The organism is Paraburkholderia aromaticivorans, from assembly GCF_002278075.1.
Lineage (GTDB): Bacteria > Pseudomonadota > Gammaproteobacteria > Burkholderiales > Burkholderiaceae > Paraburkholderia > Paraburkholderia aromaticivorans.
The window spans coordinates 1,504,997-1,519,256 of the sequence record NZ_CP022990.1 but is presented as its reverse complement, the minus strand read 5'-3'; the positions used below and the strand labels follow the sequence as shown (position 1 = coordinate 1,519,256).

13 protein-coding genes are annotated in these 14,260 nt (G+C 60.6%); 11 read left to right on the top strand and 2 right to left on the bottom strand.

Going from position 1 to position 14,260, the window contains the following annotated elements:
* Positions 1–148: 148 nt before the first annotated feature.
* Entirely contained in the window at positions 149–1,504 is a 1,356-nt protein-coding gene (locus CJU94_RS26495; RefSeq protein WP_095421597.1) for an epoxide hydrolase family protein, read from the bottom strand.
* 717 nt (positions 1,505–2,221) lie between these two features.
* Between CJU94_RS26495 and CJU94_RS26490 the strand changes: the two genes are divergently transcribed.
* From CJU94_RS26490 to CJU94_RS26440, 11 genes are all read left to right on the top strand, one after another.
* Positions 2,222–3,190 (top strand): CobW family GTP-binding protein, encoded by a 969-nt coding sequence (locus tag CJU94_RS26490; RefSeq protein WP_095421596.1) that lies wholly within the window; start codon positions 2,222–2,224, stop codon positions 3,188–3,190.
* A 47-nt stretch (positions 3,191–3,237) separates the two neighbouring features.
* Positions 3,238–3,741 carry a DUF1097 domain-containing protein gene (locus CJU94_RS26485; protein WP_095421595.1) on the top strand — a complete coding sequence of 168 codons (504 nt, stop codon included), beginning with the start codon at positions 3,238–3,240 and terminating at the stop codon, positions 3,739–3,741.
* 40 nt (positions 3,742–3,781) lie between these two features.
* Positions 3,782–4,525, top strand: a complete 744-nt coding sequence (nthB, locus tag CJU94_RS26480) for a nitrile hydratase subunit beta (RefSeq protein WP_095422806.1) — start codon at positions 3,782–3,784, stop codon at positions 4,523–4,525.
* An 18-nt stretch (positions 4,526–4,543) separates the two neighbouring features.
* Positions 4,544–5,167 carry a nitrile hydratase subunit alpha gene (gene nthA / locus CJU94_RS26475; RefSeq protein WP_095421594.1) on the top strand — a complete coding sequence of 208 codons (624 nt, stop codon included), beginning with the start codon at positions 4,544–4,546 and terminating at the stop codon, positions 5,165–5,167.
* An 11-nt stretch (positions 5,168–5,178) separates the two neighbouring features.
* Positions 5,179–5,586 carry a nitrile hydratase accessory protein gene (locus CJU94_RS26470; RefSeq protein ID WP_095421593.1) on the top strand — a complete coding sequence of 136 codons (408 nt, stop codon included), beginning with the start codon at positions 5,179–5,181 and terminating at the stop codon, positions 5,584–5,586.
* Positions 5,583–6,632, top strand: coding sequence for a HoxN/HupN/NixA family nickel/cobalt transporter (locus tag CJU94_RS26465; protein ID WP_208645372.1), 1,050 nt, complete (start codon positions 5,583–5,585; stop codon positions 6,630–6,632). The genes CJU94_RS26470 and CJU94_RS26465 overlap by 4 nt, the downstream gene beginning before the upstream one ends.
* A 27-nt stretch (positions 6,633–6,659) precedes the next feature.
* Positions 6,660–7,718 (top strand): GlxA family transcriptional regulator, encoded by a 1,059-nt coding sequence (locus CJU94_RS26460; RefSeq protein ID WP_095421591.1) that lies wholly within the window; start codon positions 6,660–6,662, stop codon positions 7,716–7,718.
* A gap of 582 nt (positions 7,719–8,300) precedes the next feature.
* The gene (locus tag CJU94_RS26455; RefSeq protein WP_095421590.1) at positions 8,301–8,789 is read left to right on the top strand and encodes a hypothetical protein; all 489 of its coding nucleotides are present in this window, start codon (positions 8,301–8,303) and stop codon (positions 8,787–8,789) included.
* A gap of 7 nt (positions 8,790–8,796) precedes the next feature.
* A complete protein-coding gene (locus tag CJU94_RS26450; RefSeq protein WP_095421589.1) occupies positions 8,797–10,434 on the top strand; it encodes a hypothetical protein in 1,638 nt (545 codons plus the stop codon).
* A 1-nt stretch (position 10,435) separates the two neighbouring features.
* Complete coding sequence (locus CJU94_RS26445; RefSeq protein ID WP_095421588.1) at positions 10,436–12,457, top strand: hypothetical protein; 2,022 nt, start codon at positions 10,436–10,438, stop codon at positions 12,455–12,457.
* 13 nt (positions 12,458–12,470) lie between these two features.
* The gene (locus CJU94_RS26440; RefSeq protein WP_095421587.1) at positions 12,471–13,157 is read left to right on the top strand and encodes a hypothetical protein; all 687 of its coding nucleotides are present in this window, start codon (positions 12,471–12,473) and stop codon (positions 13,155–13,157) included.
* 299 nt (positions 13,158–13,456) lie between these two features.
* On the opposite strand, the gene CJU94_RS26435 is transcribed toward CJU94_RS26440, so the two are convergent.
* The gene (locus CJU94_RS26435; RefSeq protein ID WP_095421586.1) at positions 13,457–14,248 is read right to left on the bottom strand and encodes a phosphatase PAP2 family protein; all 792 of its coding nucleotides are present in this window, start codon (positions 14,246–14,248) and stop codon (positions 13,457–13,459) included.
* Between the last annotated feature and the right edge of the window lie 12 nt (positions 14,249–14,260).

The following is a 14,260-nucleotide window of genomic DNA, read 5'->3' as shown; positions in this document are numbered from 1 at the left end:
CGTATTCGGCGGCGCGAGCCGAGGGCAGCATCCGTGACCAGCTTGCGTTCGTACACCGCGCTATTCGGCCCGAACTCCACACGCACCATGGGCCGTTAACCGCCAAACTGGTAACCATATACGGCCTTCACGGATGCTTGCGTTTTCGCTATTGGCGCAACGACCTCAACCCGGCGCGGACCTCCTCCGCAAACAACTGGGGTTGCTCCCACGCCGCAAAGTGTCCGCCTTTATCGAGCCTGTTGTAATAGACAAGGTTGTGATACGCGCGCTCTGTCCAACTCCGCGGAGCCTGATAGTTCTCGCGAGGAAAGACGCTCACGGCAGTCGGAACGGACACATCGGCGCTGGCCAGAAAGTTGAAATGCGACTCCCAATAAAAGCGCGCCGCGGAAATGCCCGTGTTCGTCAACCAGTAGAGTGTAATGTCGTCGAGCACATCGTCGCGGGTCAACTCGCCGGCGGATTCGCCATTGACAGGGCGCGCGAACACGGCCGCGGTCAAGGCCGCCGCCGGTTGAACATACCCGTCGCCGTGATCGAGCAGCCAGCTTGCCAGTGCCACGGGCGAGTCGGACAGCCCATAGAGCGTTTGCGGACGCGTCCCCATCTCCAACGCATACGCGCGTCGCTTTTTGGCCGCACTGGCGAGCTGTTCGTAAGCGTGCCTTTCGTCATCCGTGAGGCTGGAGGGCGGCGGATCGCCGGCCTGAAGCGCCTTTGAAATGTCGGCGGGAACAGTGGCGGGAAAGTTGACGTGAATGCCCAGCAATTCCGGCGGCGCCAGCTTACCCATTACGTTGCAGACCACGCCACCCAGATCGCCGCCTTGCGCGGCAAATTTCTCGTATCCAAGGCGTTTCATCAGTACGACCCAGGCACGCGCCGTCCTCTCCGGACCCCAACCGGTCGTGGTCGGCTTACCTGAAAAGCCGTAGCCCGGCAGAGACGGAATGACGAGATGGAACGCATCCGACGCGCTCGCGCCATGTGCAGTCGGATTGGTTAGCGGGTCGATGATCTTGAACTGCTCGATCACCGACCCGGGCCACCCGTGCGTGACGATGAGCGGCATCGCATTCTCATGTTTCGAACGAACGTGGATGAAGTGAATGTCCAGTCCATCGATCTCGGTGACGAACTGCGGCAGGGAATTCAGTTTCGCTTCACATTTGCGCCAATCGTAGCCGGTTGCCCAATGGCGCGCGAGTTCCTGCATCATCGCGAGCGGCACGCCTTGAGAGTCGTCGGCAACCGTCTCGCGTTCAGGCCAGCGCGTCGCCTTGATGCGCCTGCGCAAATCGACAAGCTGCGATTCAGGCACATGTACGCGGAGTGGACGAATAGCGGTCTTGTCACCGTTGCCCGCCTGGGCAACCTGGGCAATGGCCGGATTCGTTTCTGCAACCGCGAACTGGCTCAACGACCCAGCGGCGACAGTGGCCGCCACCGCGCCTACGAAGTGGCGGCGAGACGGCGATTGGGGAGAGGTATTGTCTGACATAAGGTTTCTAAATCGTGACGAAGACAGGTTCCTGATCAATGGCGATGTGATGCCACGAGCCATGACAGGCAGTATTCGACGCAAGTGCGTTCGACACCGACGCGTTAGGGTGCGGATGTCTATCATCTGCTTTCCGCAAGGGCGGCTGCAAGAGCGTACGTTAATCGCGCTCAACCAGATGCGGCACGTGCAGATACATGGATTACCGCGCGGGCCCAACGCCCGATGACCGTATTCGAACGCATGGATATATCTCGCATGTGTCGGGAAAAGCGATTCTTGTGTACGCCTGTATCGACTTGAACTGAAGATACATTGCAATACAAAAGGTCGATCGGTGGGGCAACGCGCATGCAGGGGGGCGCGACGGGATTTCATCCAACGGTATCGACAACCTGCTCGGCGGCTCGCTGTCCAGCTGCTCAACCTTCGCCAGTCCTTAAAACAAACAATGCGAAGAAACATGACGCTCTCCGACTGTGCGGCACGCACAATCCGCGTGCGCCGCACGCACGAATTTCGCGCCTGACAGCGTTCGAAGCGTCCGCGGCCATGGCAGACGCTTTTGTCCGTATTTGCTGTATCCGGCCGATCAAGTGCTTTGGACCGGCTAAGCGCGCCGACATGGAACGCGCCGCGGCCATCTGGCGAGATCCGGCGCAGTTGTCGCTCTTGCTTGGGCGACCGGCATGTGCCGGAGGTTCAAGGAGGTGCGCAATGCGGTCCGGAAAAATTCCCGCCACGGTCGTGACCGGCTTTCTCGGCGCGGGCAAGACGACGCTCGTCAATCACATACTCGAAGCGACACGGCCGCTCGCGATCGGCGTCATCGTCAACGAATTCGGTGAGGTCGGCATCGACGGCCAATTGATCGTTGCTGACGAAACCGCCGTCATCGAGATCAACAATGGTTGTATCTGTTGCACCGTCCGGACGGACCTGGTCGGCAGCGTACGCGAAATGCTCGATCGGTTTGGCGACGGCTTGCAGCGACTCGTTGTCGAAACTTCTGGTCTGGCCGACCCCGCGCCCGTGCTGCAAACCTTTCTCGCTGACCCGGATGTTCGCGAGCGAGTCGAACTCGAGTCGGTGATCGCAGTAGTCGACGCCCTGCATGCGCAGCAACAACTCGCCGACGATATCGCACGCGAACAGATCGTGTTTGCGGACAGGATCGTGGTGAACAAGACCGATGTCGCGTCCCCCGACAACGTGACCGCGTTGGTTGAATCTATCCGGCAATTGAACCCGACCGCGACGGTGGACCTTGTGCATCGCTCGACAATCGACGTCGGTTCATTCATTGGCGTGCGCAGTTTTTCAATCGACAACCTGCTCGCCGTCGAACCCGATCTGCTCGATGAAGCGAGCCACGACCACGAACACGACGAGTCGATCGAATCGCACTCGTTCGTCGTGCCCGGTGCCGTGGACGCAGGCCGTTTCGGCCAATGGGTCAACGCGTTCGTGCAAAAGCAGGGTCAACAGATTCTGCGCATGAAAGGCGTGCTGAATCTGCACGACGAAGCGCGACGACTGCATTTTCACAGCGTCCATATGCTGATGGACACCACCTTCGGTAAAGCATGGAGCCAGAGCGAGCCTCGCGATAACCGCTTCGTGATGATCGGTCGCAATCTCGACGCCCGGGTGATGAGAGACGGCTTGCTTGGTTGCATGCATTGAGACTCGTTGATTCCCCCTGACCGTCGTTTCCTTTAAGGAGCAAGAAAATGAAGAAACCTGAAGCGTACACGTTGAGTATTGGCGTCCTCGCCGTCGTTGATACCTGGCTCACGGGAACGGTCTTTCCCGTGCCAGTCTGGGTGACGTTTATTGCCTGGGCGTCGTTTTTTGTGCTCGGCGGCGGCCAGGCTGGTTTCGTGAAGAGCGTGGCGTCGAATCTGACCGGGCTCGTGATCGCGTCGTTGACGCTGCTGTGCATCACGACGATGAGCGCGGGCGCGATCGGTGTGGCCGTGCTCGTGGGTATCGGCAGTGCGGCGATGGTGCAGGCGTCGAAGATCAAGTTGCTGGACGTTTTGCCTGCGATCGTGTGGGGTTTCGCATCGACTGTCGGCACGACCGTGGCCACTGGAAAGGCGATCACGACTGTCGGCATTTCCAATCCGGCGCTCGTTGCCGCAGCGGCGCTCGTCACCGGCGCCGCCTTCGGCTTCGTGTCGGAATTGCTCGGCGAAGCGCTCGCGTTCAAGCGCGAACATCGGTTGAGCTAAACCCTGAGTGTTTCATTTCAACTACCCTTCGGAGCGAATCGTGAAACTTCAGCATCACCTTGGCGGCATCGAAAACCTGGGCCCGGTCAACACGGACACACGTGTTTTCGTCGAGCCGTGGGAGAAGCGCATCTTCGGCATTCATACGGTGATGATGGCCGAGAGTGTGCATCTGGCCGAAGCCCGGCACGCCTATCCGGTTGCGCAACTGCCCACGACGTTCGGAAACACGTGGACCTGGGCGTCGTTGCGCACCGGCGCGGAGGATATGCAGCCGTTCGAGTACTTCAAGTATCGCTACTACGAAAAGTGGCTCGGTGGGATCGCGCAGTTCTTCGTGGATCAAGGCTACATCACGGCGCAAGAGCTCGCGGAAAAGTCGGCGCATTACCTGCGGCAACCCGACGCCGCATTGCCCGATAAGCCGAATGCCGCTCTCGGCGCACAGATCGATGCATACCTGTTGAATGGCGATTCCGGTTACAACGAGCTGGACACGGCCGCGCGGTTCAAGGTCGGCGACACCGTGCGCATTGCGGATCCGGAGGCGGTCGATCACACCCGTCTGCCCGGCTATCTGCGCAGCAAGAAGGGAACCGTCGATGTCGTGTATCCCGGCGCGTTCTCCTATTTCGTATCGACGGGCGTCGACGGCATCGGCCAGCCCATGCCGGTCTACCGGATCGCTTTCGACGCCGCCGACCTCTGGGGCCCCGGCAAGAGCGAAGCCCACACCACCATCTACGCCGACCTGTACGAAGCGTACGTCGACGCCGTGAACTGATCCATCAGCGAGACAAGCATGAGCAACCTGTTCGAATATCCTGAAGCCCGCGAAGCGTCGAGCGCCGCGAAAGTCCGCGCTCTTGAGGCGCTGTTGATCGAGAAGGGTGTCATTGGCAGCGATTCAGTCGATACCGTGCTCGAGCACTTCGAGACGATGGCCGGCCCATTCAACGGTGCGAAGATCGTCGCCCATGCCTGGGTCGACCCGGAGTACAAGCAACGTCTTGTCGAAGATACGCCGAAAGCTATCGCCGAACTTTCGTTGCCGCTCGGCATGGCGGGCGCGGAAGGCGAGCATATGGCCGCTGTGGCGAACGATGCGGATGTTCACAACCTGATCATCTGCACGCTGTGTTCCTGCTATCCGTGGCCGGTGCTGGGTTTGCCGCCGTACTGGTACAAGGATCCGGTGTTTCGCGCGCGCGGCGTGCGCGAACCCCGTGCCGTGTTGCAGGAGTTTGGCGTGACCGTGCCCGCATCGAAACAGGTCAAGGTGTGGGACAGCAGCGCGCAGATTCGCTGGTTTGTCATACCCGAGCGCCCCGCCAACACGGAGCACTTGAGCGAGGACGAGCTTGCCGCGCTCGTGACGCCGGAATCGATGATGGGCGTGGCGCTCGTTGCGCCGCCCGCAGCCTGAGGAGCGCCGCCATGTTCACTCGTTTCGAGGAATTCGCGGCGGCGTCGATGCTCGGCAAGTCGGATTCGCCGCCGCGTCTCGACGGCAAGCTGCTCTTCACCAACCGCTGGGAGCGCGACGTGTTCGGCCTCGCGCTGTCGTTATCGAAAGCCGGCTGTTTCGAGTGGGAAGATTTTCGGCAGAGCCTGATCGCGTCGATTGCAAATTGGGAAACCGCAGACTGTGCCGACCAGCCGCGCTGGGACTACTATGAGCGTTTTCTCGAAGCGCTTCTTGCCGTAGTCGAAGCACACGGCGTGCTTTCCGCGGACGAGTTGCGCCTCGTGATCAGCATGCGCCGCCACGATACCTCGAACGCCGGATTCCACGCTGCACCGCCGGTCGAGTCGAACCAGCTTCACACCGGGAGCATCAAATGAACGCTACCAGAACCTGCATGACGTCAGAACTGCCGCTGCGTCGTCGCGTCGGCGCGATGTATGCGCTGCTCTTATGCATCAACGTGACGGCGTGGGTATGGGCGTGGACTGTGTTGCGCGCGCATCCGGCCTTGCTCGGCACGGCGTTTCTCGCGTATAGCTTCGGTCTGCGTCACGCGATGGACGCCGACCATATCGCCGCCATCGACAACGTCACGCGAAAACTGATGAACGACGGCAAGCGGCCAGTGACGGTCGGCTTCTACTTCGCGCTCGGGCATTCGGCGACGGTCGTCGCCGGTGCGGTGATCGTTGCGCTGGCCACCCGCGCGCTCAGCCATTACTTCGATGCATTCCGCGAAACCGGCGCCATGCTCGGCACGATCGTGTCCGCGTCGTTTCTGCTGATGATCGGCGTGGTCAACGTCGTCTTGCTGGGCGGCCTGATCCGTTCCTTCCGCCAACTGCGCAACGGCGGCACGCGTACGGATGCCGACTCGCGCGTCGCCGACTTCGAAGGGAACGCGCTTGCGCGTTTGTTCAAGCCGTTATTCCGGATGATCCGCTCGAGCTGGTTGATGCTGCCGCTCGGTGTGCTATTCGGATTGGGCTTCGAAACCGCGACTGAGGTCGCGCTGCTGGGAACGTCGGCATCGCAGGCATCCGCAGGCCTGTCGATGTGGACGATTCTGGCGTTCCCGGCGCTCTTCGCAGCGGGCATGCTGACCATCGACACCACCGACGGGATTTTGATGGTCGGCGCATACGGCTGGGCGTATGTTAAACCGCAGCGCAAGGTGTATTACAACCTGACGATCACGCTGCTGTCCACGGCGGTGGCTTTGCTCGTCGGCGCAATAGAGGCGCTGGGGTTGATCGGCGAGCAGTTCGGTCTGACCGGTGCGGCCTGGCGATTTGTCGGTATGCTCAACGAAAATTTCGGCCTGCTCGGGTATGCGATCGTCGCGCTGTTTATTGGCGGATGGATCGTCTCGGCGGCGGTCTATAGACTCAAGGGCTACGACCGCGAGCCGTTCTCGGTGTAGAGAACGTCATGGGAGAGAGGTGACGCGATGAGGAAGGTCAAGGTCGGCATGGTCGTGTTTCCGGGCTTTCAGTTGCTGGATATTGCTGGGCCGAAAGACGCATTCGCCGAAGTGAAGGTTTTGAGTTCCGGTGAATGCGAGTATGAAATGCTCACGGTCGGTACAACGCGTGGCACGGTCCAGTCGTCGAGCGGATTGACGACTGTGCCGGACCGGACGATTTTTGACCCATGTCCTGAGTTCGACACCGTGATCGTGCCAGGCGGCCTCGGCATTTTCGATGCGTTCGACGATCCAGCGCTGAGTGGCTGGCTGAAGGAGCAACACAAACACTGTCGTCGCGTGTCCGCGATCTGTAATGGGCTATTCGCACTCGGGTCGGCGGGCTTGCTGGACAACAAGGTCGTCACGACCCACTGGATGGACGTGCCACGTCTCGGCGCAACTTTCCCGCGCGCGAAAATCGAACCCGACCACATCTTCGTGCAGGACGGAAAAATTTTTACGACGGCTGGCGTGACCGCGGGAATTGACCTGTCTCTGGCAATGATAGAAGACGATTTCGGGCGCCAGATGGCGCTCGACGTCGCGAAGTACCTGATCGTCTACCTGCGACGCGCAGGTGGTCAGTCGCAATTCAGTCCGCTGCTCGAGTCGCTTGCCGTGCCCGGCTCGCAGACCGTGCTGCTGCAGCAGTACATGCTGGATCATTTGCATCTGGAGCATACGGTTGCGTCGCTTGCCGAGCGCGTTCATATGAGTTCGCGCAATCTGACCCGCACCTTCACGCGCGAATGCGGCGTTGGCCCGATGACTTTCCTGAACAACGCCCGAATAGACGCGGCCCGGCGTTACCTGGAAGGAACCGAACTCTCGCTGCGCGAGATCGCCCGACGCTGTGGCTACGACACGATGGACGGATTCCGGCGCACCTTCCAGCGGCGGCTCGACATCAATCCGGCCGAGTATCGCGACAGGTTTCGGCCAGATGTCACGGCGGCCCTGAAGGAGGAAGGCCGGCTTGACAAACGTTCGGGGTCGCGCGCTCTGTTTGCAGCGCCCGCAAAATTTGCTTCTTCGCGATGAGCGATAAGGCTGCCCCGGCAAAGATGTGCGGACGACGACAAGGTGGTGGCATTTGAAAAGCCGTCCGTGTCGACTTAAGTGGACAACGATCATCGAGATTGGAAAGGTGAGGCCCGGGCTCAGAGAAATTCACTATCTATTAGATCCGTTGCGGCAGCGCCGCGTCGATATTTTTTATGAACCTGTGCAAAGCTAGCCGTCGCAACCTAAAGTTTACGTCGGCATAGCCGTTAAGCCTATGCGGCATGCAGAGCTTTGCAAGCTTCGTTGAATATCCGCTGCGCGACAGCATCACTCGCATGGCGCCGTGTGCAAAGCGGCGCCCTGAAGCGGGCGTATTCATCGAACCGTGTGTGCGCGTTGTCCGGGCCGACAACGAGTAAGAAACAATACTGACAAAAAAGATATCCATAAGAATGAGAGATGCACATTCAATTCGGGGCTGTTCCAGTCAAGCCATCTGCCAAAGCGCAGATCTCCACTATGACGCGCAAAGTGGTCGACGCTAGCCGTCGTTAATCGATTTATGCCGCGCTCGCGGCCAGATAAACACAATTGACTTTGTCATTGGGGAACCCACCCATGAAGCTTCGCGCCCATTGGGCTGCGCCGCTCGCGCTTGCCTGTTTGCTCTTTGTCGCCGCGTGTCACGACACGTCGAACCACGCAGCCGTCGCAACGGACGTGAGCATTGAACAAGTCAGATCAGCGCTCGATCAGAAAAACTTCGGCGTGGCGTCGACCTTGGCGGACCAGCTCACCGCCGCCTATCCGAAGAGCGCCGATGCCTGGTTCGCGGCAGCGGACGCCAAAGCCGCCGCAGGTGACCGGCTCGCCGCGCTGGCCGCGCTCGAAAGGGCAATGAGTAATGGCCTGCGTGATACGGCGCGACTCGATGCGGACGGCTATCTCGGTGCCGTGCGCTCGTCGGCTGAATACCAGGCGCTTCTTGTGCGCTTCGGTCTTGCTCAACCCATCGCTCAAGCGGGCGATACCTCGATTACCGAAACTTCCGCCGGCACGGTCGTCAAGGCCGGTGATATCTCCGTCACGCTTCCCAATTCCCGATAAGACCACCATGAAATTGTTGAACAGGACCTTGCTCGCAACGGCCGCTGCGGCCGTCGTGTTGACCCCGCTCGCGCACGCAATGGACATCGAGACGCGCGGCGTCGGCTCTGCCGCGATCAGCGGCGATGTGAATTCGGTGCGTACCTCCGCGCTGCGGCAGGCAAAGCGCAATGCGGTGCTGGCCGCATTGGACAAGGTGGTCGGCGCCGGAACGAGCCGCAATCCCGATGTGCAGGCCAAGCTCGACGATCTGGTCGTGCAGATCGGCGAAGAGTCTTTTTACAGCGTCACGCCGAGCTCGGCCGATGGCCAGTACCAGGTCAGCGTCACGCTGCGGGTGGACGACAAGTCGCTACGCACCGAAATCAGCGATCTCGGCCTGGCAATGAACACGACCACAACGCGTAGCCAGCCGATTCTCGTGATGATGGACGAGTTCTTCACGACGCCGACCAACCTGCATGCGCCACTCGAAGAGTTGACGGAGTTCCGCCACGAAGCGGGATCGCACTACAACGAGAAGGAAGCGGCCGCCTCGTCGAAGAGTTCCGCCTATGCGGCAAGCAGCAACGCGGCCTACGCGTCGAAAGAACAGGCTGCCTTCGCGGTGAACGACAAGTCCGCGGGCCGCATTAGCGCAGCACGCGAAACGCGGGTAGCAGGCGCGGCTCAGGATGGTTACGGCAATTCGGCTGCGGTGGCAGGGCGGGATTCGGGCCGTCTCGATGCGTCCGGCGAAAGCAGTCATCAGGCGGCCGGCGCGGCGAGCCGTCAGGTCGCGGCAGCCGCCAGCAGCAAGGTGGCGGCTGCATCGTCGTCCCAGTCGGCTTACGCCCACAATGTGAATGCCGAGGATCACGACAACACGTACTACAGGAAGCTCGTCAAGTATCAGCCGCAAAACACCGGTCCCGACAAAAAGAATTACACGTACAACGAGTTGAAAGGGCAGTTGGCCGACCTCGACATCAAGGTGCTCGACAACTCGCTGTTCAAGAGCAGGTACTTCGGAGATCGCCCGATTACGCTCGACCAACTGGACAACAGCGCCGAGCTGGCCAAGTATGTCGATTACGCGCGCAAGGACGCGACGGCCGATTACATGATGATCGGATCGTCCGTCATCTATGACCTTGGCGTCGACAAGAACTCCGGTCAGGAGTCGTGCACCGGCGTGGCGAGTACCAGGACGTTCTCGACCAAAACGGGCGAAGACATCGCGTCGGCTACGCAGTCGGAATCGTCCGTCGGCGCGTCGTCCGACGATTGTCGCGCGCGACTGGCGGTCAAACTGGCCGGCAGTCTCGGCGAACAGGTCGGCAAGCGGATTCAGGAATTCGTCAAGAAGCGCACGATGTACGGTGCCGAATACACCATCCGCCTGACGGGCGACAACCTGCCGCTCATGACCCGCACGGCCTTCAGCCAGGCGCTCAAGTCGGTACCGGGTCTGGAGAAAGCAACCCAGCGCCAGGCGGGAGCGGGGCAGGTCGAGATCGTCGCGACCTATCGGGGCAGCGATCCGCTCGACCAGGCTGTCGCGATGGCACTGGGCAGCAACCCGCAGTTCGCGAGCCTGGATTCGTCAGTGGACGGAACCGTTATCACGCTGTGCATGAACGGTTGCAAAAAGGCGCTTCACTGACATGAACCTCAAGGCAATCACTCTCGCCGCGGCGGCGGCCGTCTTCGCGACGGCGACGCATGCCGCGCCTTCACCGGCAATCGGCTTGTATGTCGTGCCCGGCATCTTCTTCGACGATGCGTCGGGCGCGGCCGGCTCGGCTGGCGGCAGCAGCAAGATCGATCCGGCGTTTCGCGCGTCGCTCGATATCGGCCAGACCGTCGGGCTGTTGCAGCAACAGGCCCAGGCGCATTTTCCGGCGTTGAGCGCCACCGTCGATAACAAGAACCGCCTGCGCACGCTCGCGCTGTCAGTGCAGGTGACTCGGGTGTCGAAGTATCTGATCGACAAGACCGACGGCACCGCCGACATCTATCTGCCGATCACGCTGAGCGTCTACTTCAGCAATCCGATGACGGGCGAAGTCTTGCAATCGTTCAGCCAGACCCGCTACGGTGTGCTGACGGTGTCTCGCTCGCTGCCCGCTGCCGACATTGCGGGCAAGGTCGGTGAAGCGTATCGCGCGGGCTTTTCGGCCCTGCTCGACAGCACGCTCACGTCCGCCGCGGAGCGGTTCAACCCCTATGTCGTCGATGCCAAGGTTGCCGATACATGGAAAGGCTTTGTGATTCTCGACAAGGGTTATCAGTCGGGCATCGGCAAGGGCGACGTGATGGACGACGGCGATGCCGAAATTCGCGTCGAATACGCGGGGCAAAACTACGCAGTCGCGGTGCCCGTGCTGGGTATGCCGAAAGACGGCGCGGTGTTTAGCCGCGCGGGCACGATGGCTTTGTCGGACGTCAAGAAGCCGCGTGTGCTGGCACTCGTCAGTGACGGCAATGCGGTGCTTTCCGATGCGGTGAGCACGCAGCTTTTCACGGACAAACTCGGCAGCAATGCACCGTTCGCGACCTTGCCGCTCAACGCCAACTTCAGTCAGGTCCAGGCGTCGATCGACAGCCATACGGGCATCGGGCATGACGTGAGCGGCAACCGGGCATTGCCCGACTATTTCATCCGGATGGTACTGCCTGCCGCTCGCCACTACGAACTGCCGACCAACCTCAGCTACAAGACCCGGCAGTCCGTGCAGGCCTGGGCCTTCGCCGAACTGTTGTCGCGCGACGGTCGCGTGTTGTATTCGGCGGACGTCGATACCCGCATCGACGATATTGTCACGAACGGTTCGGGCTTTAGCGTGGAGTCGCGCAAGGAAGTGGTGCTGAAGAACGCGCTGAACGATCTGGCCGCGCGCTTTGACAAGGAAGTCCGCTTCAAACCTGTCACGCTGAAGGTGACCGATGCGTCGTCTGATTCCTTCCAGATCGAAGATAGCGGCATGAATCTTCAACCCGGCGATTCGATTCGTGTGTATCGCAACGCGGGGCGTCCGGGCGGCATTGCCGAGGACGCGCTGGTGCCCGTGTGGGACGCCAGCGTGCTAAGCCGCGACGGCAGCAAGGTGACGGCATCGCTCGTGCTGCCCGTCGCCGGCAAACCGTCGAAACCGTCGAGCGGCGATGTGGTGCTGATCGACAGCGTGGAGAGGGCCGGGGCGGGCGCGCAACGGATCGCGTTCTGTCCGGCGGAGAAAAGTCAGGTGGGCTCGGTGGCGCTGGAGCGCTTTAACGCGCTCGCCTACGCCGACGCAGCGGGCGCGCCGCTCGTAATGGTCAACCCGGGCCTGGCCGACCTCGTGAAGGGGAAGGTGGGCGGACAATCGGGGTTCGCAAAAAACCTCGAACTGCGCCCAGCCACCTATGACCGTTGTCTCGAAGCGCTGTACCGGATCGACGCTAAGGAGCCGAAGTGCGATGGCGGCACGTGTGCGGGCGTGTACAACGTGCGGCTTGCCTACCGGCAAAAAACAGGCGGCGTCGTATCGAGCCAGGTCGTACTCGAACATGGCTTTACGACCAGCAGCTATCCGGCAACCACGGATACGGCAAATGCGGCTGCCTTGCAAGGTATCGACCTGGACGCGGATACGCGGACAAGTCTCGATGGTGTGATGAAGCAGATGTTGTCAAAAACAAACTAAGGACTAGACCAGAATGAAAAAGTATTCGGCATTGTTGGGCGCACTGGCGATTGGCACGATGGCGTTGAATGCGCCGCAAGCGCTGGCATTCGGAATCGGCAGCCTGACGGCCGCGATTCCGGGCGTGGGCGGATCGTCGGGCAGCGCAGTATCGGCCGGGGACGTCGACGCGTTCATCAAGACCGCGCAGGACGCCGATATGATGATCGGCACGGCGACCGCGCATATCTTCAAGGCCATCGGCAACAAGGAAGAGATCGCCGCTCTGGAAGCAAAGGAAGCCGCCGCCAACAGCATCGCCGATCCGGCCGAGAAGGCCGCCGCGATCAGCAAGATCAAGGACGATCAGGCGACGGCCGTGCAAAAGGCGCTGTCGAGCAAAGACGTGCAGGACAAGCTGAACGGCATGAGCAAGGCTCAGCTTGCTTCGTTCGGCAACGCGGCATTCACGTTCATGCTTGGCGTGCTGAAAGACAAGCAACTCGCCGACGGCAGCCGCGCGCTGGTCGCTGGTGTCGCGTCGAATCCCGTTTTGCTGCCGCGTCTGGGCGCGTTAAAGGACGTGGCGACGTCGGTGAGCGCGCAAGCGGCCAATACCGCGAAGATCGGTGAAGGTCTGGTCAAGCTCGCTAGTGCAGGCAAGATCGCTACATTGCCGACGTCCGCTTCCGAAGCGCCGAAGCCGGTCGACAATATCTGAGTGCGATTCGATTCGCAGAAGCAGGGTACGTCCGCGAGTAATTGGCCGGACTCGACGTGGCGCGATACTCGTGGCGCGTATGGCTGATGCGAGAGTGTGTGAAGTCGAGAGCCGCCGCCATCACGGCGGCTTTTTTAATTTGGCAGGGTTTCGAATCGGTACGGTGGAGAAATCGCGAGTGCAAGCGCGGGCCGCTCGTACGGGAATGGCCGTGGGTTGCGGTCCCTGCAAATGCGGCTCTGCGTCTGCGACGCATAAGCGGAACGCGCTCCATGCGCTGGGAGGTTCCCGGAAGGCTCCTACGTCACATGGATCCACGCTGACATTCCAGGCGCTTGAACGCGCGGCATGGAGCCAGTCGTGGCTGACAGGCCGATAGTTGCCACTTCGTGCCGTTGCAGTGCTTTTAAAACCGACTGCTTGAGCGAAAGTATCTCGTCGAACTGGGTTACCAGTTCAAAACACAATAGAAACGCCAGCATATAACAGGGCCCGGGAAATCTGTGCACCCACCCCAGGATCGGTGTTGCGAAACGCTTTCTAACGGGGTTCCGTGTCATGACATACGTGATGATGATTCCGATCACGCCCCCTGCGAGTACGTCGGTGGGATAGTGCAAGCCGAGATAAACGCGCGGCAGGCATATGAAGATTGCGGTGTACAGGAGCGCCAGGACGCCCACGCGGCGCCAAACGAGAAAGATTCCTGTCGCAACTGACATCCACAGCATTGCGTGGTCGCTCGGAAAGGAACTCCAGGTTCGCAGCACCTCCTCCCGTAGACCAGCAGAGGGGAAGCTCAGGTGCAGTTCGAGGTTATAGATTGGCCGCACCCGAAATGGCAAATAAAGGGCGAGGAGCCTGCCTATTGCGAGCGACAGAAGGCCGCTCGCAATAGTTGCGATGACCATTTCACGCTCCCATTCACCACCCTGGCCGGGTTTGAACCACATCCACCACAGTATGGGTATGAGTACGAGGCCCTTGAAGGTGTATAAGCCCGCAAATACCCTTATCGCGTGGTTAATCAGGTTGGAACTGAAAGCGGTGTGCGTCAGAAAGCTTTGGATTGCAACGTCGAAACTATTCATATTGGCATCTCC

What these genes read in the sequence shown, in the direction of transcription:
- CJU94_RS26495 (WP_095421597.1), bottom strand. Translation starts at nt 1,504, where the DNA reads ATGTCAGACAATACCTCTCCCCAATCGCCGTCTCGCCGCCACTTCGTA.
- CJU94_RS26490 (WP_095421596.1), top strand. Translation starts at nt 2,222, where the DNA reads ATGCGGTCCGGAAAAATTCCCGCCACGGTCGTGACCGGCTTTCTCGGC.
- CJU94_RS26485 (WP_095421595.1), top strand. Translation starts at nt 3,238, where the DNA reads ATGAAGAAACCTGAAGCGTACACGTTGAGTATTGGCGTCCTCGCCGTC.
- nthA (WP_095421594.1), top strand. Translation starts at nt 4,544, where the DNA reads ATGAGCAACCTGTTCGAATATCCTGAAGCCCGCGAAGCGTCGAGCGCC.
- CJU94_RS26470 (WP_095421593.1), top strand. Translation starts at nt 5,179, where the DNA reads ATGTTCACTCGTTTCGAGGAATTCGCGGCGGCGTCGATGCTCGGCAAG.
- CJU94_RS26465 (WP_208645372.1), top strand. Translation starts at nt 5,583, where the DNA reads ATGAACGCTACCAGAACCTGCATGACGTCAGAACTGCCGCTGCGTCGT.
- CJU94_RS26460 (WP_095421591.1), top strand. Translation starts at nt 6,660, where the DNA reads ATGAGGAAGGTCAAGGTCGGCATGGTCGTGTTTCCGGGCTTTCAGTTG.
- CJU94_RS26455 (WP_095421590.1), top strand. Translation starts at nt 8,301, where the DNA reads ATGAAGCTTCGCGCCCATTGGGCTGCGCCGCTCGCGCTTGCCTGTTTG.
- CJU94_RS26450 (WP_095421589.1), top strand. Translation starts at nt 8,797, where the DNA reads ATGAAATTGTTGAACAGGACCTTGCTCGCAACGGCCGCTGCGGCCGTC.
- CJU94_RS26445 (WP_095421588.1), top strand. Translation starts at nt 10,436, where the DNA reads ATGAACCTCAAGGCAATCACTCTCGCCGCGGCGGCGGCCGTCTTCGCG.
- CJU94_RS26440 (WP_095421587.1), top strand. Translation starts at nt 12,471, where the DNA reads ATGAAAAAGTATTCGGCATTGTTGGGCGCACTGGCGATTGGCACGATG.
- CJU94_RS26435 (WP_095421586.1), bottom strand. Translation starts at nt 14,248, where the DNA reads ATGAATAGTTTCGACGTTGCAATCCAAAGCTTTCTGACGCACACCGCT.